We start from the raw sequence: 25,667 nt of genomic DNA, 5'->3' as shown, positions 1-25,667 counted from the left end.
GGGCACCGCAATAAACGGTATGCGCGCACGGCATGCTCGAATCGCAGCGCAGGTGCTGATCTCACCCGCACGCAAGCTCAAATTGCCCGAACGCGTGTTGCCCGAGCTGGCGCTACCGCTTTGCGTCCACCCCTGCCGCAAGCACCGATGCCGAGCCCCCGGCAAGGCGCAATCTCGTGTGGCGATCCGGCAGGGACTGACTGCACCCCAAAAAAAAGGGCCGCCAATGGCGGCCCTTTCGATCAGGCGCTCTGCAAGGCGCCTTCGCGTTGGCGGCGTACCGGCTTGGGCCGGCTCGGGAACGCGTGCCGCACGATCCGCCACATCACCTGGCCGAACTGACGCGGCAGCGAGCCGGTGTTGTAGTGCTGGCCGTAGCGCGCACAGACCTGCTTCACCTCGACCGCAATCTGCGCGTAGCGATTGGCCGGCAGGTCCGGGTAGAAGTGATGCTCGATCTGGTGGCTCAGGTTGCCCGACAGCACGTTCATCAGCTTGCCGCCGGTGAGGTTCGAGGAACCCCGCAGCTGACGCAGATACCAATGGCCGCGCGACTCGTTGCGGATCGACTCCTTCGGGAACACTTCCGCATCGGCGGTGAAGTGGCCGCAGAAGATGATCACGAAGGTCCAGATGCTGCGCAGCACGTTGGCGGCCAGGTTGCCCAGCAGCACGGTCAGGAAGAACGGGCCGGCCAGCAGCGGGAACACGATGTAGTCCTTGAGCATCTGGCGGCCCATCTTGCGGCCGACCGGCAGGAACGAGGCGCGCAATTCGGCCGCCTTCATCTTGCCGGCGAACCAGCGGCCCAGGCGCAGGTCCTGGATGGCCACGCCCCATTCGAACAGCAGCGCAAAGAACACCGCCACGAACGGCTGCAGCAGGTAGAACGGGCGCCAGCGCTGCTCGGGGAAGATGCGCAGCAGGCCGTAGCCGATGTCGTCGTCCATGCCGCGCACGTTGGTATAGGTGTGGTGCTTGAAGTTGTGCGTCTTGCGCCAGTTGTCGCCGGTGGCAACGATGTCCCACTCGTAGGTGTTGCCGTTGAGCTGCGGATCGCCCATCCAGTCGTACTGGCCGTGCATGACGTTGTGGCCCAGCTCCATGTTCTCCAGGATCTTGGACAGGGTCAGCAGCACCACGCCGGCGATCCAGGCCGGGACCAGCACGCTGTGCACGAACGCGCCCAGGAACAGCAGCGCGCGACCGGCCACGCCGGTCCAGCGCACCGCCGCCACGATGCGGCGGATGTAACGCGCATCGGCGACGCCGACCTGGCTCTGCACGCGGGCGCGGATGGCATCGAGCTCGTCGCCGAAGGACTGCAGTTCGGCAGCGGACAGGGCGCGGTTATGGACTCGGCTCATGAAGATTCCTTACAGATCCAGGATCAGGTCAGTGCTCGGGGCACTGATGCACAGGCGGACCTGTGCGGTGGGTTCATTGCTGCGCTCACCGGTCAACAGGTGGCGCGTGGTGCCGGACTGGCGCGCGCAGGCGCAGCTGTTGCAGATGCCCATGCGGCAGCCGTATTTCGGGCGCAGGCCTTGCGCTTCCAGCCCTTCCAGCAGCGACTGGCCGCGCGGCAGGCTGAGCGTACGGCCACTGCGTGACAGCTGGACCTGCACATCACCGGTTTCGCCGTCTTCCAGCGTCGGCACGCTGAAGGCTTCGGCCTGGAACGCGGCCACGCGGCCCTGCAGGCGCGCACGCGCCGCCTGCACGAAACGGCCCGGCCCGCAGACCATGACGTGACGGCTGGAGAGATCTGCGATCTGCTCCAACGGATAGGTATCGATGCGCGCCGCCGGCGTGGCGCCTTCGCGGGTGGTCAGCAGCCGTACGCGCAAGCGCGGATGGGCGGCGGCCATCGCCTCGAATTCGTCGACGAAGCAGGCTTCGTCGCGCTGGCGCACCCAGTACAGCAGGTCCACGTCCATCGGCATGCCGGCCTGCGCGGCGGCCTGCAGCAGCGCGCGCATCGGGGTGATGCCCGAGCCGGCCGCCAGCAGCAACAGCGGCGTCGGGGTGGTCGGCAGCAGCATGTCGCCGAAGGCCGGATCCAGCGACACCACCGTCCCGATCGGCGCAGCGCCGGCCAGGTAGCGGCTGACCAGACCGCCCTCGATCGCCTTGACGGTGATCGCCAGGCGGCCATCGGCCAGCACGGTCGGGCTATAGCTGCGCAGCAGGCGGCGGCCGTCGATCTCCACGCCCAGGCTCACGTGCTGGCCGGCCTGCAGGCCCTGCCAGTGGCCATTGGGCCGCAGCACCAGGGTCACCGCGTCGCGGCTGGCGGCCGTGCGCGCGACCAGGCGGGCCATCGGCCGTTCCAGCGTCCACAGCGGGTTGAGCCGGGTCGCCCAGAAGTCGAACAGCTGCGGCGACACCAGCCGGCGCGCTAGACGCGTCGGCAATGGGGACTTGGACTTGGGAGGAGATGCCAGGTTCATGGATTGCACTATACGCATGCATGCACAGCCGTGTATACAGTTGTATATCGATCAGAGGAGCTATGATTCAGGCCCACGCCTAGCTGCTGCCTCATGACCTCCATCGCCCTGCCTTCCCAAGACGCGCCGCCGTCACGCAAGCCGGCGATTTCACGCGAGGACCTGATCGCCGCGGCGCTGTCGCTGATCGGACCGCATCGCAGCCTGTCCACGCTGAGCCTGCGCGAGGTGGCACGCGAAGCCGGCATCGCGCCGAACAGCTTCTACCGCCAGTTCCGCGACATGGACGAGCTGGCGGTAGCTTTGATCGATCTGGCCGGGCGTTCGTTGCGCACCATCATCGGCCAGGCCCGCCAGCGCGCCACCTCCACCGACCGCAGCGTCATCCGCGTGTCGGTCGAAGCCTTCATGGAGCAGCTGCGCGCCGACGACAAGTTGCTGCATGTGCTGCTGCGCGAAGGCGCGGTGGGCTCGGATGCATTCAAGCAGGCGGTGGAGCGCGAGCTCAGCTATTTCGAAGACGAGCTGCGGGTGGACCTGATCCGCCTGGCCGCCGCCGACAACGCCAAGCTGCATGCACCTGCGTTGGTGTCCAAGGCGATCACCCGGCTGGTGTTTGCGATGGGCGCGGTGGCGATGGACTCGCCGCCGGAAAAAGATCCCGAGCTGATCGAACAGATCTCGCAGATGCTGCGCATGATCTTGACCGGCGCACGTACCTTGGGCACGCACGGCGGGTGAGCGTGGTTTGACGTTGGAAGCGGCGTGCCTGCCCTGCTTTCATCGATGACGCTTGATCGTTGAGCGCTGCAGCCCGGCTGGCTGCGGATGGATTGCATCGCACGTCTGCACTGTCAGTGCGTCAATGACCTTGTGGTCATGCTGGCGTCGTCCACCTGCGTTGCCGCGTCGAGCATCGTTCAAGCGCCCGTGCATCGACATGGCCGCAGGTACTGCGTTTCGCACAGCCAGCCAGAAATAGCGATCGCTGAAACATCTGTAGTGCCTGCTTTCGAAGGCATTTCGATGACCTGCAGGACAATACGGCCGCATCTTCTGAAGGCCATCGCTTTGTGGAAATACGCTTGGCGTTATCGGCTGACGTCTTGGTACAGATGATACGTACACACCAGCCACGTAAGGCCATTCGATAAATCAATACACCTGTAGTGCAAGCTTGCTTGAGCGCGATATTGCAGGCTGGCGTCAGCAACCTCATCCATACCGACAGATGCACAGTTCAGTCTTGTCGCGACGGCACTCACGTCCAAGCACACGCGTTTCACTCCTCGCTGGCCAAGGTGGCGCCACGTTCGCGATCTGCTCGACAGACGCACCTACAGCCACCCCGGAGACGACATGAGCAACCACGATACCCCTCTCGACAAGCAGGAACGCAAGGCCGAAGCGCAGGATTTGAATCGTGATCCGATCTCCGGCGCACCCGGTTCGCATCCGGTAGGCGTGGGTGTGGGCGGCGTTGCAGGCGGCGCTGCCGCAGGCGCGCTGGCCGGTACGGTGTTCGGCCCGCTGGGCACCCTGATCGGCGCTGCGGTGGGCGTGGTGGCCGGCGCTGCAGCCGGCAAGGGTGTGGCCGAGCGCCTGGACCCGACAGTGGAAACCGAATACTGGCGCCAGGAATATCAGAACCGTCCTTACTACAAGGAAGGCACCGATTACGATCGCGATTACGCCACCGTGTACGGCTTCGGCCTGCAGGCGCGTGAAACACGCCCAACCAGCACCTGGGAAGAAACCGAAGCGACCCTGGCCGGCGAGTGGCCGCGCAATCGCGGGGAATCGCGACTGGAATGGGAAGAAGCGCGCCTTGCTGCGCGCGATGCCTGGGAGCGCGCCGATCGCACCCATAGCGTCTATCGCGAGGGCGACACGCATTACGAAGGCCGCTTCGACAGCGTGAGCTATCGCGATGCAGAGTATTCCTATGACGATTATCGTCCGGCCTATCGTTATGGCATGCAGGCGCGTCAGCAACACGCCGGCCGCCAGTGGGACGACCATCTGGAACGCGACCTGGGCGACGGCTGGGACCGGTTCAAGTCCAACTCGCGCCTGAGCTGGGAAAAGGCCAAGCACGCAGTGCGCGAAGCCTTCGATTCCGAGCATCACGGTGATGCGGCACGTCGCAACCCGACCGACCCGCGCGTCTAAGCTCATACGGCCTGGTGCCGAGCCAGGTTGAAGTCTTGGAAAAAGAACGGGCCCCACGGGCCCGTTCTTCGTTGTGGAAAGCACTGCCTGCAAAAGGCGTTCTAGCGAACGCGCGAATCAGCTGGAACTGTTCTCCACCGCACGGATATCGCCACGGAATTCATTCGTGCCCTGCCCCGGCGAGGAGAGCGCATCGCTCTGCTGCTTGAGTCTGTGCTTGCGCGCGGCCACCACTTCCTTGGCCAGGGCGATGCGCCGGCCGACCACCATCTCGGTCAGCCAGTCGATCAGCGTGCGCGTATATTCCTGCTGGTGTTCCTTGACGCTCAATGCGTGATCGGCACCGGCAATCACGCGTGCACTCAGCGAGCGCGCATTGACGAAGGCATTGGCGTAGTTGCGCAACACCGGATGCGGCACGATCACATCGTGTTGCGCCTCCACCAACAGCACATCGCCTTTGTAATCGGCACAGGCGGCCAGGGCGATATTGTCGTCGGGGGTCAGCACGCGTTGCCGGTAGTCCATCAACTCCGGATCGGCGTTGAGGCTCACCTTGGGGTGATCCCAGTGCTCGTCCTTGTAGAGCGCGGGCGAGCGTAACGCCAGCCATTCCACCGGGCGTTCGCGCGTCAGCAATGCCGACAGGTAGCCGCCGTAACTGAGCCCGACCACCGCAATCGACTGCGGATCGACGTACGGCAGGCCAGCGAGCTGATCGTAGGCGGCCTTGATGTCGTCCAGGTTCTGCGCGCGTGTCACGCTCTGGCGCATCGACGCATAGCCTTCGTGACCGCGCAGGTCGAAGGTCATGCAGATGCAGCCCAGGCCGACCGCTTCGCGCGCACGCACCAGGCTGTGATGCTGGCTGCCGCCCCAACCATGGACGAACAACACCGCGGGAATGCCGGTGGGCGTCAGCAAGGTGCCGCTGAGTTCGTCTTGGTCGACCGGGATCTGGATGCTGGAAAGTTTGGCTTCCATTATGCGGTGGATACCCTCCTGTATTTGAAGCGCGGACCCGGCCCGGCGCGCTCTGCGCGGTAGTAGATCTGCGCATCCGCGGGCGGTTCGCCCTGATAGATCTCATGCGTGGATGCGTGCACCCACTGCAAGCTGGCGTCATCCTGGAAGCTGGAGATCGCGGCAAGCTCGGCCGGTGTCGCGCCGCCGACGCGCCAGGATTGCTCCAGCACACCGCAGACCGGCCCGGCCCGCCCATCGTCGCCGCTGACCACGTCGTAGTTGCGCCGCGAGATGTGCAACCCAGGATAGGCGGCGGTGATGAATCGATCGTATCTGCAGGCCTGCTCGACCACCCGCTGTTGCAGCGACGGAAGCGCAGTCGCGGCCAGAGCCTCGAGCGATCCGCGATACACATGCAGTGACGAGCCGCCGTAGACCTCTTCATCCTGCATGTTGCGCACGCTGCATTGCGTGCCGTAATAGGCGATCTGGACACCGGCAAGGCAAAGCTCGCCCACGCTATGCGTCACGGGCTGCAGGATGTTGCGCTCCAGCACCGCGCCATGCGTGCGCAAATAGTGCTCTGGCAGGCTGTCCAGCACCTGCGCGAGGTGTGCTGCACCGGCGATACGCCATTGGCCGTTGCCACCCACGCCGGTCGGCAGCTTCAGTCGCACACCGCCATCCGGAAGCAGCAGCTCCAATGTACGCAGGGCATCGATGCGCGAAAACACCGTATAGCCCGCCAATGTGGCCGGAATCAGTGCAGTGGCCAGCGTCTGGTTCCATCCGGCGATGCTGGCTGCATGGTCGGCAATGAGCGGGTGGCCGATCACTTTGGTCGCCAGGAAGGCATGCGGCACGATGCCGCCCAGCAGGTCCGCCGCGTCATCGATACCGAGTCCATGCGCCTGTTCCGAGGTCAAGGTCTCATCGGGCACATGAAACACGGTCTCAGGGACAGCATGCTTTAAGTCACTGGCGTGCCCTGCGCCGTGCACGCCCAGCAAGCGTGCGATTTCGCCGCAGACCCAGGCGTGCGTGGCACGCTCATGACCGTCCTCGGGCACCGGACGCGTGACATGCCCCACGACCCGGCAGTACTGCCTGTGCGCCATCACGTCTCCCCTCGCAGCGTCGAGCCGCGTGCCGTTGCTGGCTTGTTCAAACAGTTGAGACGCACGCGGGCATTGATGCAGCGCTATGCGATGCCCGGGAGAAACGGCTATTTCAGCGTCAGATAGAACGCAAACACGATCGCAAGGACGACGATCAAGCTGATGGCGACACGTCCCCCTCGTAGCTCCACCAAGGCATGCCACCACACGCGTGCTTCGGAGGTACCGCTGGCGGCTTGCGGCTTACGGCTGCTTTCGCTGTCCTGCATCCTGAGTACTCTCATCTCCCTAAAGTCATCCCACATCCTAAGCATCAGACGTTACACAAGTGTGGAACGATTCAGAATCTTCCGTAAATTGCGGCATTGCGCAGGCGTTTTCTCGCTCATCAATGCAGCCACCAGCCGATACGCGATGGCAAGTCTCACACCTCGATTGCCGACATTTCAGCCAATGCAATCGATTGCTGGCTATTACTCAGCGCGACGCCATCGCCTCGATCGCACTGCACGTCATGCTCGGCATGGCCTGCATACGCAGCGTGTAGAGGCGCAAATGCAAGCTGACCAGTTAAGCACGCAGCGCGGCAGTGCGTTGAATAGTCGGGTTCGATGATCATTCGTTGACACAGCCGCAGTTACCCTGCATGTCAAGTTTGTTTAACCCGGACCACGCGAAGTCATGAGCAGAGACCCATCCGTCATCGATGTACAAGCCGAAATCGCGCATTGGCAGGCGCGGCACGCGCAGGGCAACCTGGGTGCAGGCAAGTTCAGCGAATTGTCCCCGGTGGTGAAGATGGCCTGCGATATCTATCTGCAGGCGCCGCGTTCGAGCGATCAGGAACGTCTGCGCCTGTTTCGCGACCGCCTGGAACATCACTTCATTTCATCCAGCACCCAGTCCAATTACGAGCAATTGGCCACCGACTGCTGGCAGCGGCTGGGTGCACGCAATAGTTGAGCAGCATGTGTTGAGCAAGACCGTTACTCATTGGAGAGCATCATGAAAACCCCGTATCAAGTGCAGCAGGAGCTGGAGCGATTGGAGCGGCTGGTTCCGCACATCGTCAGCGACCAGGGCGACCGCGCGGAGGACATCCTAGGCTTCCATGTCGCCAGCTTGCTGGGCAGTGCCCCGGCCAGCGAACACGCGCTGATTCGTGAGCGCACCGCACGCATGGCGCGCGTGTGCCGCACCGCACAGGACAGCGTGCGTACACCAGCCAGACCGCTGGGCCTTGGCGCAGCCGCCCAGGCGCAGCTGGCCTGACCGGCAGGCGCCGATCCACGCATCACCGGAGCCGCGTAGCGGCTCCTTTGCATTTCACCGTCGGCAGTATTGGCCGCATTCTTTTAGGACCTCCATGAAATCCCTTCTTGTCGCGACATCGCTCCTTGCCGTGCTCTCCCTGACCGCCTGCGATCGCCCCGGCGGCGATGCCTCGCGGACTGCGCCGGCAGTATCGCCCGAGCCGACTGCCGCGCCGGTCAGCGGCACCGGCGCTGCCGAACTGGCCAAGGGCGATCCCGCCGTGCTCGGCGTGCTGGCGGCGCTGGATGAAAACGAAATCGCGCTGGCCAAGCAGGCCATCTCCCAGGATCTGGGTGGTGCGACCGACACCTTCGCCAAGCAGTTGCTGCACGACCACGAAGCCAACCTGGAAAAGAGCAAGGCGCTGGGTGCCACCGACAGCCCGCGTGCCGATGCAATGCGCGCCAAGGGCAAGGCAGCGGTGGATGCACTGGCAAAGACAGCGACCCTGCCCGATGGCAAGGACGCCTACCGCAATGCCTTCCTGCGCACGATGGTCAGCGACCACGGCGACACCATCAAGATCATCGACGCCGAACTGCTGCCCGCCGCCGAAAGCGCGCCGGTCAAGCAGCATCTGGAAGAAAGCCGGCGCGTGGTGTCGGCGCACTTCGAGCGCGCCCACGCGGTGTCATCCTCGCGCTGAGCCTGTTGCAGCGTCTGCAAGCACCCAACGCGCCGGCCTGTCCGGCGCGTTGGCGTTTGGGGCTTGCCGGTCTTTACTGGTGGACGCGCGCTGCGCCCGGCCGCCGTCCTGGTGCCGCACGCGGCCATCGCAGCGGGTGCAGCAGCGACTTCACTTTGCAGCAGGCAGCGCTGGCCTATCGTGCCGCATCGATTCGGCGCAGGAATGTCCCATGCAGTTGCTCATCACCGGCGGCACCGGCTTCATCGGCCAGGCCTTGTGTCCGGCACTCGTGCAGGCCGGGCACCAGGTCAGCGTGCTGACCCGCGACCTGCGGCGCGCAGCGCGTCGCCTGCCCGGCATGACCGTGGTGGACACGCTGGACGGCGTGCAGGCCGATGCGGTCATCAATCTGGCGGGCGAGCCGCTGGCGGCCGGCCGCTGGACCGATGCGCGCAAGCAGCGCTTCCGCGCATCGCGCCTGGGCATCACCGGCCAGCTGCATGCCTGGATCGCGCAGCAGCCGGCCGAACGGCGCCCGGCGGTGCTGATTTCCGGCTCGGCGGTAGGCTATTACGGCGAGCGGGGCGACAGCGTCCTGACCGAGGCGGACCACGCCGGCAACGATTTCTCTGCGCAGCTGTGCCGCGACTGGGAAGCCGAAGCGGCCAGGATCGCCGCACTCGGCCCGCGCGTGAGCTGGGTCCGCACCGGCATCGTGCTCGACCGCGACGGCGGCGCCCTGGCCCGCATGCTGCCGGCGTTCCGCTTCGGCGGCGGCGGCCCGTTCGGCGATGGCCGCCACTGGATGAGCTGGATCCACCGCGCCGACATGGTGGCCTTGCTGCTGTGGTTGCTGGAACACGGCCAGTCCGGCGCCCACAACGCCACCGCACCGACCCCGGTCACCAATGCCGAGTTCGCGCGCACCCTGGCCCACGTGCTGCATCGTCCGGCACTGCTAGCGCTGCCAGCCGGCCTGCTGCGGCTGGGCTTCGGCGAGATGGCCGAGCTGCTGCTGATCAGCCAGCGCGTGCTGCCGCAACGCGCGCTGGATGCCGGCTTCCGCTTCCAGTATGTCCATCTGGAAGCGGCGTTGCGCGCCATCCTGCAGCGCTAGCGCCTGCGTGGCCCTGGGGCCCTGCGCAATGGCAGGGCTGCCGGCCGCCTGTAACGGCCCGGCGGGCCATGCACTAATATTTGCCTAACGACCATCTCCGACAGTGCTGCCGATCTCGGACTGGCCCTGGGCCCGGCGGAACACCTATGCACCTGCTGCTTGTCGAAGACGACACCATGCTGGCCAACGCGATCTGCGATGGCGTCCGCCAGCAGTCCTGGACCATCGACCACGTCGGCAGCGCCAATGCCGCCAAGACCGTGCTGGTGGACCACCGCTACACCGCGGTGCTGCTGGATATCGGCCTGCCGGGCGAGTCCGGGCTGACGGTGATCCGCTTCATGCGCGGCCATTACGACGCCACGCCGGTGATCGCACTGACCGCGCGCGGCCAGCTCACCGACCGCATCCGCGGCCTGGATGCCGGTGCCGACGACTATCTGGTCAAACCGTTCCAGTTCGACGAGCTGATGGCGCGGCTGCGAGCGATCACCCGGCGCAGCCAGGGACGCGTGGTGCCGCTGCTCACGCAGGGCGATGTCTGCGTGGACCCGAGCAGCCGCAAGGTCACCCGCGACGGCAAGTGGGTGGCGCTGAGCGCGCACGAATACCGCCTGCTGCTGGCGCTGATGGAACGCGCCGGGCGCGTGGTCACCAAGGATCAACTGGAAGAAGGCGTCTACGGCGGCCCGTCCGAAGGCGGCAGCAACATGATTGCGGTGTACGTGCACCAGCTGCGCCGCAAGCTGGGCGACGAGCTGATCTCCACGGTGTATGGCCAGGGCTACATGGTCGGCAAGGCACCGGAATGAAATCGCTGCAGGCGCGCATGCTGGCGGCGCTGGCCGCAATCGTGTTGTTGAGCTGGTCCACCTCGTTGTGGATCCTGGTCGCCCTGGTCACCCAGGGCCATCACAGCGTGTTCGAGCAGGAGCTCAACATGTTCGGCGACCAGTTGATCAGCGCCCTGCCCGACGCGCTGGAGCACCGCTTCGATACGCAACCGGAGCCGCCGGCCGCGGTCGATACGCACACCCCGATCGGCAATGCGTCCTCGCGCATGAGCTTCAAGCAGACCTTGATTGCGATGGTGCTCAACACCTTGCAACTGGGGGTATTGGGCGTGCTGGTGTGGTGGGCGGTCCGCACCTCCCTCGCACCGCTGCGCGCCATCTCCGGCGCCATCGCGCAACGCACCGGGCTGGAAACCGAACCGGTGCCGCTGGCGCAGGTGCCGGACGAGATTCGCCCGCTGATCGGCTCCTTCAATTCGCTGCTGGCCCGCGTGGAAAAGACCGTGCAGGCCGAGCGCGATTTCGTGGCAGACGCCGCGCACGAACTGCGCACCCCGCTGTCTGCGCTGCATGCCTACGCCGAGGTCGCGCTGCGCGCACCCACGCTGGAGGCCAAGGACGCGGCGCTGCAGCAGCTGCTGGAAACCGCGCGCCGCAGCAATCGGCTGGCCGAGCAATTGCTGGATCTGGCACGGCTGGATGCAGGCATCAGTTCGGCGGCGTACCAGCAGGTGGACATGGGCGAGCTGATCTCGCATGTGCTGGACGAATTCAGCGTGCAGGCCGAGGCCCGCCACATCAATCTGCAGGTGGAAGCATCGCCGTGCCTGCTGCGTTGCGATGTGGATGCGGTGGGTATCCTGATCCGCAATCTGGTCGACAACGCCATCCGCTATGGCCGGCCTCATGGCATGGTGGAAGTGAGTTGCGGCTACTGCCTGCGCGCCGATGCGCTGCATCCGTTCGTGCAGGTCAGCGATGACGGCCCCGGCGTGCCGGAGAGTGCCCACGCGTCCATCTTCGAACGCTTCTACCGGGTTGCCGGCAGCCAGGTGCAGGGCAGCGGGATCGGGCTGTCGCTGGTGGCCGGCATCGCGCGCCTGCACGAAGCCAGCATCGAAACCTGCGAAGGCCACGAGGGCCGCGGCCTGTGCGTGCGCGTGGTGTTCGCCAGCGAGGGCGTGCGCCGCACCGGCTGAACGCAGGTGGCGCGTGGCGATCGCCCAGCGCCAAACCCAATAAGTTTCCAACACCCGCTGCCTACAGTGCACTCACCGCACGCATCCAGGATGCATGGTGATGTTTCACTCGATCCGTTCCACCCCGCTTTCCCCCGCCGCCATCGCGCTACTGGCACCGCATACGGCTGCCAACGACAGCGTTGCTCCTGCACCTGTCGCCGATGTCCTCCTGCTGGACTTTCGCTGCGGCCGCACCGGCACGCGCAATCGCGACATCTGGAGCGAACTGCCGGATATCCGCAGCGCGCGTCAGGCCCGCCGGCTGCAGCAGTGGGCCAAGAGCGGGGTGTTGTTCACTGCCGCCGCAGTGGTGTTTGCGCTGGCGGTGGCCAGCTATCTGATGCATTGAGCGCGCGGCCCTGCTGGCGCGTGCTTGCCCCTATCTGCTTCCTCTCCAGGTATTTGCCCATGTCGTTGCATTCCCTTGTCCGCTGCTGCGCGCTGCTGGTTGTCGGCGTGACGCTGATCGGTTGTGCCAGTACGCGCCCGATGCCGTACAGCCAGCTGCCGTCTTCAAGCTATCTGCGCCCGCACGATGGCAGCCGTGGTGACCGCATGCCATACGCCTACCAGGGCGAGGTGGATTGGACGCGCTACCGCGCCGCACTGGTCGAGCCGGTCAGCATCTATCGCGGTCCTGACGCGCAATTCGAAGACGTGCCCGAGCAGGACAAACGCATGCTCGCCGATTACATGCAACAGGAGTTCGGCAATGCGATCGGGCAGCGTTGGCAGCGCGCGACGGTGGCCGATCGCGACACCTTGCGCGTGCGCATCAGCCTGACCGGTGCCAAGCCCAGCAAGCGGGTGCTGGGCACCTTCATGAAGGTGGATCTGGGCGGCGGTTCCTATAACGCGGTGCAGGCCGCACGCGGCAAGGAAGGCGCGTTTTCCGGCTCGGTCAGCTACGCGGTGGAAATCTTCGACGCGCAGAGCAACCGCCTGCTCGCCGCCTATGTCGAAAAACAGTATCCGAGCGCAATGAACATCAAGGCCAGCCTGGGCGCCTACGACGCCGCCAAGGCCGGTATTCGCAAGGGCGCCGAGCAGTTGGTCAAGGGAATGGAGTAGCTGGGATTTGGGATTTGGGATTTGGGATTTGGGATTTGGGATTTGGGATTTGGGATTTGGGAATCGGGAGTCGGATTAGCGGAAGCGATGGCTTCCAGTTTTCGTCCCCCATCGGGAGAAGGTGCCCCGCAGGGCGGATGAGGGTACGGGCGAAGCCTCGCGAATGCGGGACGACATGCGGCTTCGTCGGTTTCACGCTACCGCCGCTGCACACCCAACCCATTCTTGCAGCGCAGGCGCTCAAGGACGCGCGCCCATGGCGTGCAAGCCGTACCTTCTCGCTCCGTGAGGAGAGTGGCTTGATGTCCCGCATCTGGCGAGCGGTGCGGACAGATGCCCATCCGGTTCAAATGTCAGATCCAGTCACTTGCCCGATCACATGAGCGCAGCAAGCAAGGGACCGCCTCGTTAACGATCACACCACAGAAAAGGCCGGCGCTGCACAGACAGCGCCGGCCTTTGTCGGTCTGCACGGCCAACGCATCGTCAGCGTGCAATGCCATCTTGGTGCCGCAGCATCAACGCGTCACGCGCTTGGCCACCTTCTTGCCCACCGCCTTGCGGGCGGCGGTGGTCTTGGCCACGGCACGTGTGGCCGGGGTTTTGGTGACCTTGGCGGCCTTCTTCAAGGTGGTCTTGGTCACCGCCTTCTTGAGCGGGGCCTTTTTCACTGCGGCCTGTTTGGTGGCGGTCTGTTTGGCCACCGGTGCCTTCTTGGCGGCGGGCTTGACGATGGTCTTGGCGACCGGCTTCTTGACCGGCGCCGCCTTGGCCGCAGCCTTCTTCGCTGCCGCACGCGCGCCTACCGTGGCCACCGCGCTCTTGCGCGCTGCGCTCTTGGCCGCGGTCTTGGCACTCAGTGCTGCCGCTTCGGCCTTGGCATTGGCCTTGGCGGTTTCCAGCTTCTGCTTGGCGCTGGCCTTGGTGTTGGCCAGTTTCTTCTTGGCAGCATCGGTGGTGCTGCTCAGCTTCTGCTTGGCGGCATCCTTGGTAGATGCAAGCTTCTGCTTGGCAGCGTCCTTGGTGGCGGTCAACTTGTCCTTGGCGGCCTCCTTGCCCGACACCAGCGAGCGCTTGGTCTTGGCCACGCTGCGCTTGACCGCGGTGGCTGCATCGCCAGCCTTTTCGACGACGCGCTGTTCGACCTTGACCACGGCCTTGCGGGCCTTGGCGACGCGGGTCTTGGCCTCTGCCACCGCCGTGCCGGCCGCGTCCTGCACGCTGGCCACCGCGTCGCTGGTGGTGCTGGCGATGGTCTCGCCCAGTTCGGTGGCAGTGCTCTTGACGCTATCGACAGCCTCGGACAGGGTTGCCGTCACACCATTGCCGTTGCTCATAGGACCCTCCTTAAGGGCATCAGTGCTGAAAACGCGGGCGATGCGCAGCGGCATGCGTATGCTGAACAGGCATCGGATCAAGCGGACGCTACGCCGGGCTCAAGCGACTGTCAACGCAGCGCCGGCAAGGGCTCGGCGGCGCTTTCACCAGGCGTTAAATTGCCTGCTGGCACTCTCGTTCAGCTTGATTTACGCAGTCAGACGCCCTATTCCTCTTCCACCGCGTAACCCGGACTCGTTGCATGCGCCCGCTGCCCACCTTGCTGACCCTTTCCCTGGCCGCTGCCTTCGGCGGATTTGCCGCCACCGGCATCAACGCCTGGATGGACAACCGCGCCGAGGCCGCACCGGCCGGTGCCTCCACTACCTTTAGCCTGCCCGCGGCCGCCGCGTTGCCGGCCGCCGTCGCCGGGCAACCGGTGCCGTCGCTGGCGCCGATGCTGCAACAGGCGATGCCGGCGGTGGTGAGCGTCAATACCAAGCAAGTGGTGCGCGTGCGCAACCCGTTCTTCAACGACCCGATCCTGCGCCGGCTGTTTCCGCAGGTGCCGCAGGACCGCATCAACGAGTCGCTGGGTTCTGGCGTGATCATCGATGCGCAAAAAGGCTATGTGCTGACCAATCACCACGTCATCGAAAATGCCGACGATGTGCAGGTGACGCTTGGCGACGGGCGCACGGTCAAGGCCGATTTCATCGGCTCCGATGCCGATACCGATATCGCGCTGATCCGCATCAAGGCCGACAACCTCACCGACATCAAGCTGGCCGACAGCAATGCGCTGCGCGTGGGTGACTTCGTGGTGGCGATCGGCAACCCGTTCGGCTTCACCCAGACGGTGACCTCCGGCATCGTCTCGGCAGTGGGCCGCAGCGGTATTCGCGGGCTGGGCTACCAGAATTTCATCCAGACCGATGCCTCGATCAATCCGGGCAACTCCGGTGGTGCGCTGGTCAACCTGCAGGGCCAGTTGGTGGGCATCAATACCGCCAGCTTCAATCCCCAGGGCAGCATGGCCGGCAATATCGGCCTGGGCCTGGCGATCCCCTCCAACCTGGCGCGCAATGTGGTGGAGCAACTGGTGACCAAGGGCGTGGTGGTGCGTGGCACGCTCGGGCTGGAAACCCAGAACCTCACCCAGCAGATGCTGCAGGGCCTGGGTGTGGATTCGTTGCGGGGTGCGCTGGTGACGCGTGTGTTGCCAGGGTCGGCTGCGGCCGCCGCAGGCGTGCAGCCAGGCGATGTGGTGGTGGCGGCAAACGACCAGCGCGTGGACAGTGCAGAAGCGCTGCACAACTATGAAGGCCTGCAGGCGGTTGGTAGCCCGGTCAGGCTGGAGATTCGCCGCGATGGCAAACCGCTCACCCTCACCGCCAAACTGAAAGAGCAGGACCGCGCAGTCACCGGCGACATGCTCGACCCACGCCTGGGCGGCGCCACCTTCGTGGACCTGCCCGAATCGCTGCGCCAGTCCGGCATTACCGGCGTCATGGTCAGCGAGGTCAAACGCGGCGGTCGTGCCGCAGCCAATGGTCTGGTCAGCGGCGATGTGATCGTGGCCAGCAGCGTGGGCGAGTTTGCCGATCTGGCCAGCTGGCGTGCCAACTTCCAGCGCAACCCGCAGCAACTGGTCGTGCGCATCCTGCGTGGCAACGCGCAGTACGACGCGTTGATGCGTTGACGTGGCGTGCACTGCCATCGGCGCGCACTAACACCTCCTACACCGTAGCGATGCTATTGCTGCACCACGCCCGCACGCTGTCGCGGCTGCCATCAATGACCGAAGGAGATATCGCATGAGCCCCACCAATACCGACCAGCTGAAAGAAAATCTGAGCGAAGCCAGCACCCACCTGAAGTCTGCCGCCAGCGCCGCAGGCGAGGCCGTCAAGGGCGCCACCAGCGCCGCAGGAGATGAGCTCAAGCTCGGTCGCGCCAACGTCAAGGCGGAGCTCTCCGATACCGCACTGGCCGGCATGGCTGCTGCCGAGTTCGGCGGCGCCGCTGCCAAGGAACAGCTCGACGTGCTGGTCAGCAAGGGCAACGACCTGCTGGAAAGCGCCACCGATCTGATTCGTGAGCGCCCGCTGGCTGCGTTCGGCGTTGCGTTTGCGACCGGCTGGATCATTGCCAAGCTGGCACGCAGCAACGACAACTAAGTCGTGAGCGACCAGGCCTCTACAGCTGCCGCCTCCGACGCGCCCAACGCGCGGCCGGAAACGCCAGGACTGGACGAAAGCGTACGTGCGGTCGGCGCAGCCGGCCGCGCCACGCTGGGCTCGGCCAAGGACACCAGCCGCGCGTTGCGCCGGCTGGTATCTGCCGATTTGCAACTTGCACGCAGTGCCTTCGGGCGCGGACTGGCCTGGGCATGCGTTGCCGTGGTCTTTGGCGCGTCGTCGTGGTTATTGTTGGCAGGTGCGATCATCGCGCTGCTGCAACGCGCCGGCCTGTCGTGGTTCCAGGCGATGTTTTTCACCGCGTTGGCCAGCTTGCTGGTCACCGGCATTGCGGCGTGGCGGGTGTTCTTCTACTTCGACCACACCGGCCTGAATGCAACACGTCGTCAGCTGGTCAAGCTGGGCATCTTCGATGACAGCAGCGATGACGACGATGCCAATGCATCGGCTGCCAATGGAGCACGCACATGAAGTTCGGCACCTTGCGTCAGCGCGTGGAACGCGCCGAATTCCTGGTGGAAGGGCGCGCCCAGGAAACACGCCTGCATTGGGGACAATTGCGTGACACCTGGCGTGCCGGGTGGTCTCCGCTGCGAATCATGGTGGTTGGTTTCGGCCTGGGGTTTGTCACCGGCCGCAACGAACCGCAGGCGGCATTGGGCAGCATCGCCAGCAAGCTCGGCGGTATCCCGAAGATTCTGCAGATGATCAGTACGATCTCTGCGCTGTTCACCGCACACCGTGCGCAGGAAGCCTCCGAGCAGGCCGAACGTGCTGCAGACAGTGCCGAAGAAGTCGCCGCCGATCCGCCGGTGACCGTGGTGCAGGCACCGATCGACCGCGCCGCGTAATGAAGCGTTCCCGAGCACCGCTTGGGATCACGCTGCGGGTATCCGCCGCCCGCTGCGCGGCAGAGCCCGCCACCGATGCTGTTAAGGACTGACGTTACGCGCACACCCTCTGTGCGCTGCGTTGACGCGTTCGGCTGATAATGGCCCACCGCTGGCAGCACGCCAGTCTGCTGCCAGGGCGCGCATGACTCTTCCCGTCGATTCTATGGATGCTGCCGCTGCGGCAGATTCACTCCCGCCGCCACCGGCACCACGCCCACGCGCACCGGTCTCGTTGGTGGTGCTGGCCACGCTTGCGGTGGGTTATACGCTGTGGGCTGCACAGACGATCATCCTGCCGGTGATGCTAGCCGCCTTCTTTGCCTTGATCGGCAACCCCATCCTGCGCGGTCTGCGCAAGCTGTACATCCCCCGCTTCCTCGGCGCCTTGATGGTGTTGTGCCTGGGCCTAGCCGGTACCGTGACACTGGCCGCGCAGCTGGCCGGGCCGGCCGCCGAATGGGTGCAGCAGGCGCCCCGGCAGATGCGCCAGATCGCGCGCGACGTGCGCGATTTCACCAAGCCGGTGATGCAGGCCAATCAGGCCGCGGAAAACTTTGCACGCGCGGCCGGCGGCGATGGCCAGCGCAGCGTGCAGATCGTGCGCACGCAGATGGACGACCCCTACAAGGCGCTGGTGCGCACGCCCAAGCTGGCCGCCTCGGTGCTTGCGGTGGTGCTGCTGACGTTCTTCTTCATGGTCTACGGCGAAAGCCTGCAACGGCATGCGATCGCCTTGCTGCCCAACCGACAGCAGCAACGCTTCACCACCGAAATCATGCTGGACATCGAGCGCGAGGTCTCGCGCTACGTGCTCACCATCAGCGTGATCAATACGCTGGTCGGGCTGGTCTTCGCCGGAATTCTGTATGTGCTCAAGATTCCGCTGCCCGAAGCGCTGCTGTGGGGCACGGTGGTGGCGCTGCTCAACTTCGCGCCGTATGTGGGCCCGTTGATCGGCGTGATGCTGATGCTGCTGATGGGCTTTGTGGAATTCCGCACCACCTTGTCGGCGATGCTGCCGGCGATCCTGTACCTGGCACTGCACACCATCGAAGGCCAGGTGGTCACCCCGATCGTGCTTGGCCGCCGCATGGCGATCTCGCCGCTGATGCTGATCCTGGCGCTGATGCTGTTCGGCTGGCTATGGGGCATGGTCGGTTTGCTGCTGGCGGTACCGCTGCTGGTCTGCATCAAGATGGTGCTGAGCCGGGTGGAGGGAATGCAGCGTTGGGCCAGGCTGTTGGAGTAGCCGGGATTGGGGATTCGGCATTGGGGATTGGTAAACGCAACCGCGCAGTTGCCGTTGCCAATCCCCAATCCCGATTCCCCAATCCCAACGCAAGACCGTAAAATCTGGCGATGAGCTTCCACATCAGCGCCATCACCCTCGACCTCGACGATACGTTGTGGCCCTTTGCGCCGATCGGGGCGCGGATCGACCAGGTGTTGTACGACTGGATGCGCGAGCACAGTCCAGTCACCGCCGAGCGGTTTCCGGTAGAGGCAATGCGCGAACTGCGCGAGCGCAGCTTTGCCGACAACCCGCACCTGCATCATGACCTCAGCGCGCTGCGGCGGTTGACGCTGGAAATGGCGCTGCGCGAGAGCGGCGGCGACCTGGCCTTGCTGGAGCCTGCGTACGACGTCTTCTACGCCGCGCGCAACCAGGTGGAGTGCTACCCGGATGCGCTGGACGCGCTGGCGCGTATCGCCGCGCATGTGCCGGTGGCGGCGCTCAGCAATGGCAATGCCGATCTGCAACGCATCGGGCTGATGCATCACTTCGCGTTTCAGCTGGGCTCGCGCGAGCACGGTAGCGCCAAGCCGGATCCGAGCATCTTCCTGGCCGCATGCGCGCGGCTGGATGCACCGCCGGCACAGGTGCTGCATGTGGGCGACCACGTGCGCATGGACGTGCTGGGCGCGCTGGATGCCGGGCTGCGCGCCTGCTGGATCAATCGTGATGGAGCGCAGTGGTCGCACCCGACCCAGCAACCGGATCTGGAGTTCGACTCCATGACCGGGCTGGCCGACTGGCTGGACGCGCAGCAGCCGCACCCCGACCCCGCACACGCCGGCATCCGCCTTCCCGCCTGAGCCACTTTTTGCTCGGCGCATGGCGCCGCCTCCGAGGATTTCCATGTCGCAGCTCACCGGTTTCATCGATCCCAATGCCGCAGCCTTGCCGCTGCATGTGCTCGACCGCGAAGGCTTTGCACGTTGGTGCGCCGAGCAGCCCACGCACGTGCTGTCGTGGGCACAGGCGCAACGGTTCGATGCCGCGCCAGGCAGCGTGCTGTTGTTGCCGGGCGAACAGGGGCTGGCCGGCGCGGTGCTGGGCATCGGCGACCGCGCCGATGCCTACGCCTACGCGCATGCACCGATGGCGCTGCCGCCGGCCAGCCGCTGGACCCTGGCCAACACGCTGAGCGAGAGCGAGCAGGCGCTGCTGCACCTGGGCTGGGGCCTGGGTGCGTACCGCTTCTCGCGCTACCGCAAGGTACCGCGCGCACCGGCCGAACTTGCCGCTACGCCGACACCGCAGACGCGCGCCTTGATCGAGGCCTGCATCCGCGTGCGCGACTGGGTCAATACGCCGACCGAGGACATGGGCCCGCAGCATCTGGAAGAGGCCACGCGCGCACTGGCGCAAACGCATGGCGCCCAGGTCGATGCCATCGTCGGCGAGCAATTGCTGGCGCAGAACTTCCCCACCATCCACGCGGTCGGGCGTGCCTCGCACCGGGCGCCGCGGCTGATCCAGCTGCAATGGGGCGATGCGGCGCATCCGCATCTGGTGCTGGTTGGCAAGGGCGTGTGCTTTGACACCGGCGGGCTGGATCTGAAGCCGGCCGATGGCATGCGCAACATGAAGAAGGATATGGGCGGCGCGGCGCATGCCTTGGCGCTGGCCGGCCTGGTGATGGCGCAGCAGCTGCCGGTACGACTGACCCTGTTGATTGCCGCGGTGGAAAACGCCGTCGGCCCGGATGCGTTCCGCCCGGGCGAAGTCATCACCACCCGCGCCGGCGTCACGGTGGAAGTGGACAACACCGATGCCGAAGGCCGCCTGGTGCTGTGCGATGCGCTGAGCTACGCCACCGAGCAGCGCCCCGATCTGATCCTGGATTTCGCAACGCTCACCGGTGCCGCACGCATCGCCTTGGGGCCGGACCTGCCCGCGCTGTTCGCCAACGACGATGCGCTGGCGCAGGCCTGGCTGCGTGCCGGCGAGCAGACCCGCGACCCGGTCTGGCGCATGCCGCTATGGCGCCCGTATCTGCGTTACCTCAACAGCCATGTCGCCGACATGGCCAACGCCGGCTCGCGCATGGCCGGCGCGGTCACCGCCGCGCTGTACCTGGAGCGCTTTGTCGCGCCGGGCCAGCTGTGGGCGCATCTGGACGTGTATGCCTGGAACGACAGCGACCGCCCCGGCCGCCCGGCGGGCGGCGAGGCGCTGGCGCTGCGCTCGGCCTTTGCGATGCTCCAGCAACGCTACGGCGGCTGAGCTCGCTGAGCTCGCCGCGCACGCAAGCGCGCGGGCCATCAGCACGCAGCTTGAGTCGCGCCGGTCATCCCTGGCTGCGCAGCAACGGTGCGATCGTGCGCATGCGTGTCTGCGTCGCCGGGCCGACCAGCGCAAACGCGGTCTCGCCTTCGGCCCAGTACTGCGCCAGTAGACGGCCATCGCGCCGTTCGCCGGTGGGCATCGGCCCGCTGCGCGGACGCAGATACAGACCGATACGCGCGCCGTCGGCATCGCTGTAGACCAGCATCGCTGCCGCGCCTTCGGGCGTGGAAAGCAGCTGCCCGCCGCGCAGCACATAGCCCTGCGCGCGCAGATCCGGCACCACACCGGCATTGCCGAAATGCGTGCGCAACCACGGCTCCAATTCCGTACGGCGCTGCACCTCCAACGCAACGCCCGGATGCGCGTCGACATCGGCAAACAGGCGGTAGGCGGCCACTGCATCAGCCATCGGCACGCGCTGAATGGCGAGCCGGCTCTCGCGCAACTGCCAGCCCAGCCCGGTGCCCAGGCCCAGCGCCAGCACGCAACTGGCGGCCATGGCCACCAGGGTCCGGCGGCGTTGCTGCAGGCCACGGCGAATCGCTGCAGGCGTCAGCGCCAGCGTGGCCATCTCCGGCTCCAGGCCGGCGTGCGCGGCGCGCAGCGCTTCGGCATCGCGTTTCCAGCCGGCCACGCGCGCGGCCTGCGCCGGGTGCGCCTGCAACCAGGCGGCCACCGCTGCGCGTTGCGCCGGCTCCAGCCGGCCATCGACATAGGCGTGCAGTGCGTGTTCGTCAGGCGGCGGGGTGCTGGTCATTTCAGGATCCTCAATGCAGGTGCGTGGCGCACGTGGCCTTCGTTCAATGCACGCAGGCGTTCGCGCGCGCGCGACAGCCGCGACATCACCGTGCCGATCGGGATGCCGAGGGTGTCGGCCACCTCGCGGTAACTGAAACCCTCCACGCTGACCAGGAGCAGCAAGGCGCGCTGTTCCGGCGGCAGCAACGCCAGGCTGGCCAGCATGGCGCGGCCGTCGTGCACCTGCTCGGCCGATGCGGACTGGCTGGGCTGCTGCGGTGCGAACAGGCCCACCACGCGCTGCCAGCGCGCGGCGCGGCGCTGCCCGTCCAGAAACTGCCGGTACAGGATGGCGAACAGCCACGGCTGCAGGGCCTCGGCGGTATGGCGGGTGCGCCAACGCCGCAGCGCACGTTCCAGCGTGGCCTGCACAAGGTCGTCGGCGCTGGCGGGCTCGCCGCTCAGCGAGCGCGCGAAGCGACGCAGCGCCGGCAGCACGGCACGCAGTTGGTCATCGTCCAGAGCATCCATCGGCAGGTTTGGTGGTGGCATCACACAGTAGACGCGCTGGAGCGTGGACTATTCCCACGTTCGATGCGCGTGCCACAACGCCTGGGCGATCACGGGAATAAGCCGGCCTGCACGTCGTCTCACTGCATCGACCACTCACCGCACCGACCCCTGGAGCCAGCCATGACCTTGCCACCTCCTTCCCCACCGCCACAGCATGGACGCGTTCGCGTGGCGCCCTTGCTGGGGATCGCCGCGATTGCCGGCGGCCTGGCGGTTGCGTTCGCCTGGACCGCCGGCTGGATCGGTGGCGACCGGCTGACCGCCGCGCGCATGACCGACACCATCGAGGCCAGCGGGCCGCCGCATCCGGGCTTTCGCCGCGCACATACCAAGGGCGTGTGTGTGAGCGGGGACTTCAAGTCCAGCGGCAAGGCCACCTGGCTGTCGTCGGCACGCATCTTCAGCCAGGCCAGTACGCCGGTGCTCGGGCGCCTGTCGATCGGCGGCGGCGACCCGCATGGCGCCGATGGTGCGGCACGCGTACGCAGCATGGCATTGCTGTTGCGCAGCGACGACGGGCAGGAATGGCGCACCGCGATGAATAGTTTTCCGTTCTTCGTGGTGGCCACGCCGGCCGGTTTCCAGGCATTGAACGTGGCATCGCGGCCGGACCCGGCTACCGGCAAGCCAGATCCGGCCAAGCTGGCCGCGTTCGGCAAGCAGTATCCGGAAGCGGCCAAGTTCCAGCAGTGGGCCAAGACCGCACCGTGGTCCAACAGCTGGGCCAATACGCAATACAACGGGGTCAATGCGTTCCGCGCGATTGCCGCCGATGGACGCGAGCGCTACATCCGCTGGTCGATGCGTCCGCATACCCCGTTCCAGGAGCTCAGCGCCGAACAGCGCGCGCAGGCCGATGGCGATTTTCTCGCCACCGATCTGGGCACGCGCCTGGCGCAGGGGCCGCTGCGTTGGGACCTGGTGCTGACCGTGGCCGAGCCGGGCGATGCGGTGGACGATCCCTCGCAGCCATGGCCGGAAAGCCGCAAGCAGATCGTCGCCGGCACGGTATCGATCGACCATGCCGAGCCGCAGGCCACCGGCCCGTGCCGCGACCTGAATTACGACCCGCTGATCCTGCCCAAGGGCATTGCCGGATCCAACGACCCGATCCTGGCGGCGCGCTCGTCGGTGTATTCGCAATCGTTCAACCGGCGCGAGCATGAGATCGCCAATGGCACAGGCAGCGCCGCCACCGGCCAGGGAGCACGCCAATGAGCAGCCACACCCACTTCAACTTGCCCGCACGCGTGCTGCATTGGTTGATGGCCGCGATGATCCTGACCATGCTGTTCGTCGGCGTGGGCATGGTGGCTTCGGTGACGCAGCGGCCGTGGTTGATCGATCTGCATCGCCCCTTGGGCATTGCGATCCTGATCCTTGCGGTGCTGCGGCTGATCAATCGCCTGCGCAACCGCCCGCCGCCGCTGCCGGCCGACCTGCCGGCCTGGCAGAAGGCCGCGGCGACCGCTTCGCACTGGTTGTTGTATGCGCTGATGCTGGGCATGCCGTTGATAGGCTGGGCGATGCTGTCGGCCGGCGCTTATCCGATCGTGCTGTGGCCGGGCGCGAACCTGCCGGCGATCGCGCCGCACGATCCAGCGCTGTACGCCTGGTTGCGGAGCGCGCATGGCTGGTTGGCGTATCTGTTGTTCGCCACCGTATTGGGGCATCTGAGCGCGGCGCTGTTCCATGCCTGGGTGCGCCGCGATGGCGTGTTTTCCAGCATGGCGCGTGGCGAGCGGTCTGCGCGTTGATGGACGGGCGTCGGCTCCCTTCTCCCGCCGGGAGAAGGTGCCCCCGCAGGGGCGGATGCGGGTACGGGCGAAGCATCGGGTTGACCGCCATCTGGAGTGGCGTTGCCGCGCACCCTCACCCTCACCCCTCTCCCGGCGGGAGAGGGGCTAGGATTTAATGCTGGCGTTTTGTCTTGGCCGCTGGCGCGGATGCTTGGATGCCCTTGCCGGTGGCGGCCCAGTAAATCCCGCCGTACAGATGCTCCAGGTAGCGCGGGTCGTTGTAGGCCTCGGCCAGGTGGCCGAGCGCGGTGGCGAACACGCGGCCGCCTTCGAAATGGTGGTACCAGGCCACCGGGTGCTGCTTGCCCATGCCCTTGGCGACCTGGCCCGGCCAGATCAGCGTGGGGTCATAGCTGGTTTCGTCCACCGTCATCAGCGTGACCAGGTCGTCGCTGTACGGCGGATCGTATTCGTACCATTCGTCGGTCCACACCCAGCGCGCGGGCAGGCCGGCAGTGGCCGGGAAGTTGGCGTCCACCACGTCGACCATCGCGGTCTGCATGTACGGATGGGTGCGGAACGAGCGGCCGATCAGATGGTCGTACCATTCCCAGTCGCCGCGCTTGATCGCAAACGCCTTGTGCACCGCCACCACGCCGCCGCCGTTGCGCACGTAGGCCTGAAAGTTCGCACGCTGCGTGGGATCCAGATCGGTGGCCGGCGTATTGAGCAGCACGATCGCCGCGTATTGCGATAGATCGCCATCGAAGGCCTTGGCATTCCACGCCCACACCAACTCGACATAATGCTTGCGCGCCATCGCTTCGAATTGCGGCTTGGCGACCGGGATATAGTCGTGGTGATACTGGTTGGGAATCGCCGCCACCAGGATCTTGAATTGCTCGGCAGACGCGTTGAATGCGCACACCATCAGCAGGCCCAACAGCCACAGGGATTTCATGCCGTTCGCTCGCAGGGATCGTTCTGGCCCGGCAGTGTACCCGCGCCTGCGCGGCATGCTTTTCGCGTTATTTGGAATAGCGGCAGGCAGCAATGCACAACGGATACGCGGCGCAGCATGCCATTCATTGCCGCGCTCGCTGACAGCGCAACGCGCCTGCGTCACTGCGTCACAGCCAGCCTTTCTGCCGCGCCAGCCGATACGCTTCGATGCGATTGGCCACGCCCAGCTTGCCGATGCATTCGGACAGGTAATTGCGCACCGTGCCATGCGACAACTGCAATTGCTGCGCGATCTCGCTGGCCGAGCGGCCTTCGCCGGCCAGCCGCAACACCGTGCGCTCGCGTTCGCTCAAGGGATCGGCTTCGACCCAGGCGTCCAGCGCCAGTTGTGGGTCGATCACCCGCCCGCCACGCTGCACCTGACGCAGGGCGCCGACCAGTTGTTCGGCCGGCGCGTCCTTGAGCAGATACGCCGCCACACCGGCATCCAGCGCGCGGCGTAGAAATCCCGGGCGGGCGAAGGTGGTGACGATCATCACCCGTACCGGCAGTGCCTGGCGCTGGATGCGCTGGGCCAGCTCTAAACCGGTCAGGCCAGGCATTTCGATATCGGTGATCAGCACGTCCGGCTGCAGGCGTTGCAGCTCGCGCCAGGCAGTTTCGCCATCGCCTGCGCTGCCGACCACCTCGATATCGTCTTCCAGCCCAAGCAAGGCGACCAACGCGCCACGCAGCAGCGCCTGGTCTTCGGCCAACAACACCCGGATCATCGCGCGCGCTCATATGCAGACAACG

The 25,667-nt window shown here is 65.9% G+C and carries 30 protein-coding genes; 19 read left to right on the top strand and 11 right to left on the bottom strand.

What is annotated here, in order from left to right:
• Positions 1 to 242: 242 nt before the first annotated feature.
• Together DYQ94_RS19645 and DYQ94_RS19640 are read right to left on the bottom strand one after the other, a co-directional pair.
• Positions 243 to 1,367 (bottom strand): fatty acid desaturase family protein, encoded by a 1,125-nt coding sequence (locus DYQ94_RS19645; protein ID WP_126966463.1) that lies wholly within the window; start codon positions 1,365 to 1,367, stop codon positions 243 to 245.
• Between the two features lie 9 nt (positions 1,368 to 1,376).
• On the bottom strand, positions 1,377 to 2,453 hold the full coding sequence (locus DYQ94_RS19640; RefSeq protein WP_126966462.1) for a ferredoxin reductase: 1,077 nt from the start codon (positions 2,451 to 2,453) through the stop codon (positions 1,377 to 1,379).
• Positions 2,454 to 2,546: 93 nt separating this feature from the next.
• Here DYQ94_RS19640 and fabR point away from each other — a divergent pair, with 93 nt between their 5' ends.
• A complete protein-coding gene (gene fabR / locus DYQ94_RS19635; protein WP_016902665.1) occupies positions 2,547 to 3,194 on the top strand; it encodes an HTH-type transcriptional repressor FabR in 648 nt (215 codons plus the stop codon).
• A 618-nt stretch (positions 3,195 to 3,812) separates the two neighbouring features.
• Positions 3,813 to 4,625 (top strand): hypothetical protein, encoded by an 813-nt coding sequence (locus tag DYQ94_RS19630; protein WP_065033481.1) that lies wholly within the window; start codon positions 3,813 to 3,815, stop codon positions 4,623 to 4,625.
• A gap of 117 nt (positions 4,626 to 4,742) precedes the next feature.
• Here the strand turns inward: DYQ94_RS19630 and DYQ94_RS19625 are convergent, their stop codons facing one another.
• From DYQ94_RS19625 to DYQ94_RS19610, 4 genes are all read right to left on the bottom strand, one after another.
• Positions 4,743 to 5,609, bottom strand: coding sequence for an alpha/beta hydrolase family protein (locus tag DYQ94_RS19625; protein WP_046344865.1), 867 nt, complete (start codon positions 5,607 to 5,609; stop codon positions 4,743 to 4,745).
• On the bottom strand, positions 5,609 to 6,709 hold the full coding sequence (locus tag DYQ94_RS19620; RefSeq protein ID WP_126966461.1) for a DUF3182 family protein: 1,101 nt from the start codon (positions 6,707 to 6,709) through the stop codon (positions 5,609 to 5,611). The genes DYQ94_RS19625 and DYQ94_RS19620 overlap by 1 nt, the downstream gene beginning before the upstream one ends.
• A gap of 107 nt (positions 6,710 to 6,816) precedes the next feature.
• Positions 6,817 to 6,993 carry a hypothetical protein gene (locus DYQ94_RS19615; RefSeq protein ID WP_158506677.1) on the bottom strand — a complete coding sequence of 59 codons (177 nt, stop codon included), beginning with the start codon at positions 6,991 to 6,993 and terminating at the stop codon, positions 6,817 to 6,819.
• Between the two features lie 140 nt (positions 6,994 to 7,133).
• Positions 7,134 to 7,328 carry a hypothetical protein gene (locus tag DYQ94_RS19610; protein WP_126966460.1) on the bottom strand — a complete coding sequence of 65 codons (195 nt, stop codon included), beginning with the start codon at positions 7,326 to 7,328 and terminating at the stop codon, positions 7,134 to 7,136.
• 62 nt (positions 7,329 to 7,390) lie between these two features.
• Between DYQ94_RS19610 and DYQ94_RS19605 the strand changes: the two genes are divergently transcribed.
• From DYQ94_RS19605 to DYQ94_RS19570, 8 genes are all read left to right on the top strand, one after another.
• Positions 7,391 to 7,672: a hypothetical protein gene (locus tag DYQ94_RS19605; RefSeq protein WP_003486531.1), complete on the top strand. Its 282-nt coding sequence runs from the start codon at positions 7,391 to 7,393 to the stop codon at positions 7,670 to 7,672.
• 42 nt (positions 7,673 to 7,714) lie between these two features.
• The gene (locus DYQ94_RS19600) at positions 7,715 to 7,981 is read left to right on the top strand and encodes a hypothetical protein (protein WP_054591254.1); all 267 of its coding nucleotides are present in this window, start codon (positions 7,715 to 7,717) and stop codon (positions 7,979 to 7,981) included.
• Positions 7,982 to 8,075: 94 nt separating this feature from the next.
• On the top strand, positions 8,076 to 8,669 hold the full coding sequence (locus DYQ94_RS19595; RefSeq protein WP_024939702.1) for a DUF4142 domain-containing protein: 594 nt from the start codon (positions 8,076 to 8,078) through the stop codon (positions 8,667 to 8,669).
• A 211-nt stretch (positions 8,670 to 8,880) separates the two neighbouring features.
• Positions 8,881 to 9,768, top strand: a complete 888-nt coding sequence (locus DYQ94_RS19590) for a TIGR01777 family oxidoreductase (RefSeq protein WP_126966459.1) — start codon at positions 8,881 to 8,883, stop codon at positions 9,766 to 9,768.
• A gap of 146 nt (positions 9,769 to 9,914) precedes the next feature.
• On the top strand, positions 9,915 to 10,580 hold the full coding sequence (locus tag DYQ94_RS19585; protein WP_016902656.1) for a response regulator transcription factor: 666 nt from the start codon (positions 9,915 to 9,917) through the stop codon (positions 10,578 to 10,580).
• A complete protein-coding gene (locus DYQ94_RS19580; RefSeq protein WP_126966458.1) occupies positions 10,577 to 11,761 on the top strand; it encodes a sensor histidine kinase in 1,185 nt (394 codons plus the stop codon). Before DYQ94_RS19585 ends, DYQ94_RS19580 begins: the two co-directional genes overlap by 4 nt.
• A gap of 100 nt (positions 11,762 to 11,861) precedes the next feature.
• On the top strand, positions 11,862 to 12,152 hold the full coding sequence (locus DYQ94_RS19575; protein ID WP_102257208.1) for a hypothetical protein: 291 nt from the start codon (positions 11,862 to 11,864) through the stop codon (positions 12,150 to 12,152).
• Between the two features lie 59 nt (positions 12,153 to 12,211).
• Positions 12,212 to 12,874 (top strand): DUF3313 domain-containing protein, encoded by a 663-nt coding sequence (locus tag DYQ94_RS19570; RefSeq protein ID WP_047127539.1) that lies wholly within the window; start codon positions 12,212 to 12,214, stop codon positions 12,872 to 12,874.
• A 518-nt stretch (positions 12,875 to 13,392) separates the two neighbouring features.
• On the opposite strand, the gene DYQ94_RS19565 is transcribed toward DYQ94_RS19570, so the two are convergent.
• Positions 13,393 to 14,211 (bottom strand): histidine biosynthesis protein HisIE, encoded by an 819-nt coding sequence (locus tag DYQ94_RS19565; RefSeq protein ID WP_065033475.1) that lies wholly within the window; start codon positions 14,209 to 14,211, stop codon positions 13,393 to 13,395.
• Between the two features lie 242 nt (positions 14,212 to 14,453).
• On the opposite strand from DYQ94_RS19565, the gene DYQ94_RS19560 reads away from it, so the two are divergent.
• The 7 genes from DYQ94_RS19560 to DYQ94_RS19530 all read left to right on the top strand — a co-directional run bounded on the left by DYQ94_RS19560 (position 14,454) and on the right by DYQ94_RS19530 (position 20,796).
• Positions 14,454 to 15,893 carry a Do family serine endopeptidase gene (locus DYQ94_RS19560; RefSeq protein WP_126966457.1) on the top strand — a complete coding sequence of 480 codons (1,440 nt, stop codon included), beginning with the start codon at positions 14,454 to 14,456 and terminating at the stop codon, positions 15,891 to 15,893.
• Between the two features lie 115 nt (positions 15,894 to 16,008).
• Positions 16,009 to 16,371 (top strand): hypothetical protein, encoded by a 363-nt coding sequence (locus tag DYQ94_RS19555; protein WP_006450942.1) that lies wholly within the window; start codon positions 16,009 to 16,011, stop codon positions 16,369 to 16,371.
• Between the two features lie 3 nt (positions 16,372 to 16,374).
• Complete coding sequence (locus DYQ94_RS19550; protein WP_024939695.1) at positions 16,375 to 16,863, top strand: hypothetical protein; 489 nt, start codon at positions 16,375 to 16,377, stop codon at positions 16,861 to 16,863.
• A complete protein-coding gene (locus DYQ94_RS19545) occupies positions 16,860 to 17,243 on the top strand; it encodes a hypothetical protein (RefSeq protein WP_054591247.1) in 384 nt (127 codons plus the stop codon). The genes DYQ94_RS19550 and DYQ94_RS19545 overlap by 4 nt, the downstream gene beginning before the upstream one ends.
• Positions 17,244 to 17,427: 184 nt before the next feature.
• The gene (locus DYQ94_RS19540; protein WP_024939693.1) at positions 17,428 to 18,534 is read left to right on the top strand and encodes an AI-2E family transporter; all 1,107 of its coding nucleotides are present in this window, start codon (positions 17,428 to 17,430) and stop codon (positions 18,532 to 18,534) included.
• Positions 18,535 to 18,644: 110 nt separating this feature from the next.
• Complete coding sequence (locus DYQ94_RS19535; RefSeq protein WP_102257166.1) at positions 18,645 to 19,382, top strand: HAD family hydrolase; 738 nt, start codon at positions 18,645 to 18,647, stop codon at positions 19,380 to 19,382.
• 43 nt (positions 19,383 to 19,425) lie between these two features.
• Positions 19,426 to 20,796 carry a leucyl aminopeptidase family protein gene (locus DYQ94_RS19530; protein WP_039524791.1) on the top strand — a complete coding sequence of 457 codons (1,371 nt, stop codon included), beginning with the start codon at positions 19,426 to 19,428 and terminating at the stop codon, positions 20,794 to 20,796.
• 64 nt (positions 20,797 to 20,860) lie between these two features.
• On the opposite strand, the gene DYQ94_RS19525 is transcribed toward DYQ94_RS19530, so the two are convergent.
• On the bottom strand, positions 20,861 to 21,616 hold the full coding sequence (locus DYQ94_RS19525) for an anti-sigma factor family protein (protein WP_102251080.1): 756 nt from the start codon (positions 21,614 to 21,616) through the stop codon (positions 20,861 to 20,863).
• Entirely contained in the window at positions 21,613 to 22,128 is a 516-nt protein-coding gene (locus DYQ94_RS19520) for an RNA polymerase sigma factor (RefSeq protein WP_016902644.1), read from the bottom strand. The genes DYQ94_RS19525 and DYQ94_RS19520 overlap by 4 nt, the downstream gene beginning before the upstream one ends.
• 162 nt (positions 22,129 to 22,290) lie before the next feature.
• Here DYQ94_RS19520 and DYQ94_RS19515 point away from each other — a divergent pair, with 162 nt between their 5' ends.
• Positions 22,291 to 23,388, top strand: a complete 1,098-nt coding sequence (locus tag DYQ94_RS19515; RefSeq protein WP_126966456.1) for a catalase family peroxidase — start codon at positions 22,291 to 22,293, stop codon at positions 23,386 to 23,388.
• Positions 23,385 to 23,927, top strand: coding sequence for a cytochrome b (locus DYQ94_RS19510; RefSeq protein ID WP_016902642.1), 543 nt, complete (start codon positions 23,385 to 23,387; stop codon positions 23,925 to 23,927). Before DYQ94_RS19515 ends, DYQ94_RS19510 begins: the two co-directional genes overlap by 4 nt.
• Positions 23,928 to 24,081: 154 nt before the next feature.
• Here DYQ94_RS19510 and DYQ94_RS19505 read toward each other — a convergent pair whose 3' ends face one another.
• Together DYQ94_RS19505 and DYQ94_RS19500 are read right to left on the bottom strand one after the other, a co-directional pair.
• On the bottom strand, positions 24,082 to 24,870 hold the full coding sequence (locus DYQ94_RS19505) for a ThuA domain-containing protein (RefSeq protein ID WP_126966455.1): 789 nt from the start codon (positions 24,868 to 24,870) through the stop codon (positions 24,082 to 24,084).
• A gap of 169 nt (positions 24,871 to 25,039) precedes the next feature.
• Positions 25,040 to 25,642 carry a response regulator transcription factor gene (locus tag DYQ94_RS19500; protein ID WP_039524779.1) on the bottom strand — a complete coding sequence of 201 codons (603 nt, stop codon included), beginning with the start codon at positions 25,640 to 25,642 and terminating at the stop codon, positions 25,040 to 25,042.
• Positions 25,643 to 25,667 lie beyond the last annotated feature (25 nt).

This window comes from Xanthomonas sp. LMG 8993, from assembly GCF_009835065.2.
Classification (GTDB): Bacteria; Pseudomonadota; Gammaproteobacteria; order Xanthomonadales; family Xanthomonadaceae; genus Xanthomonas; species Xanthomonas arboricola.
Note: the sequence above shows the minus strand (reverse complement) of the source record. Positions and strands in the feature narration are given on the sequence as shown.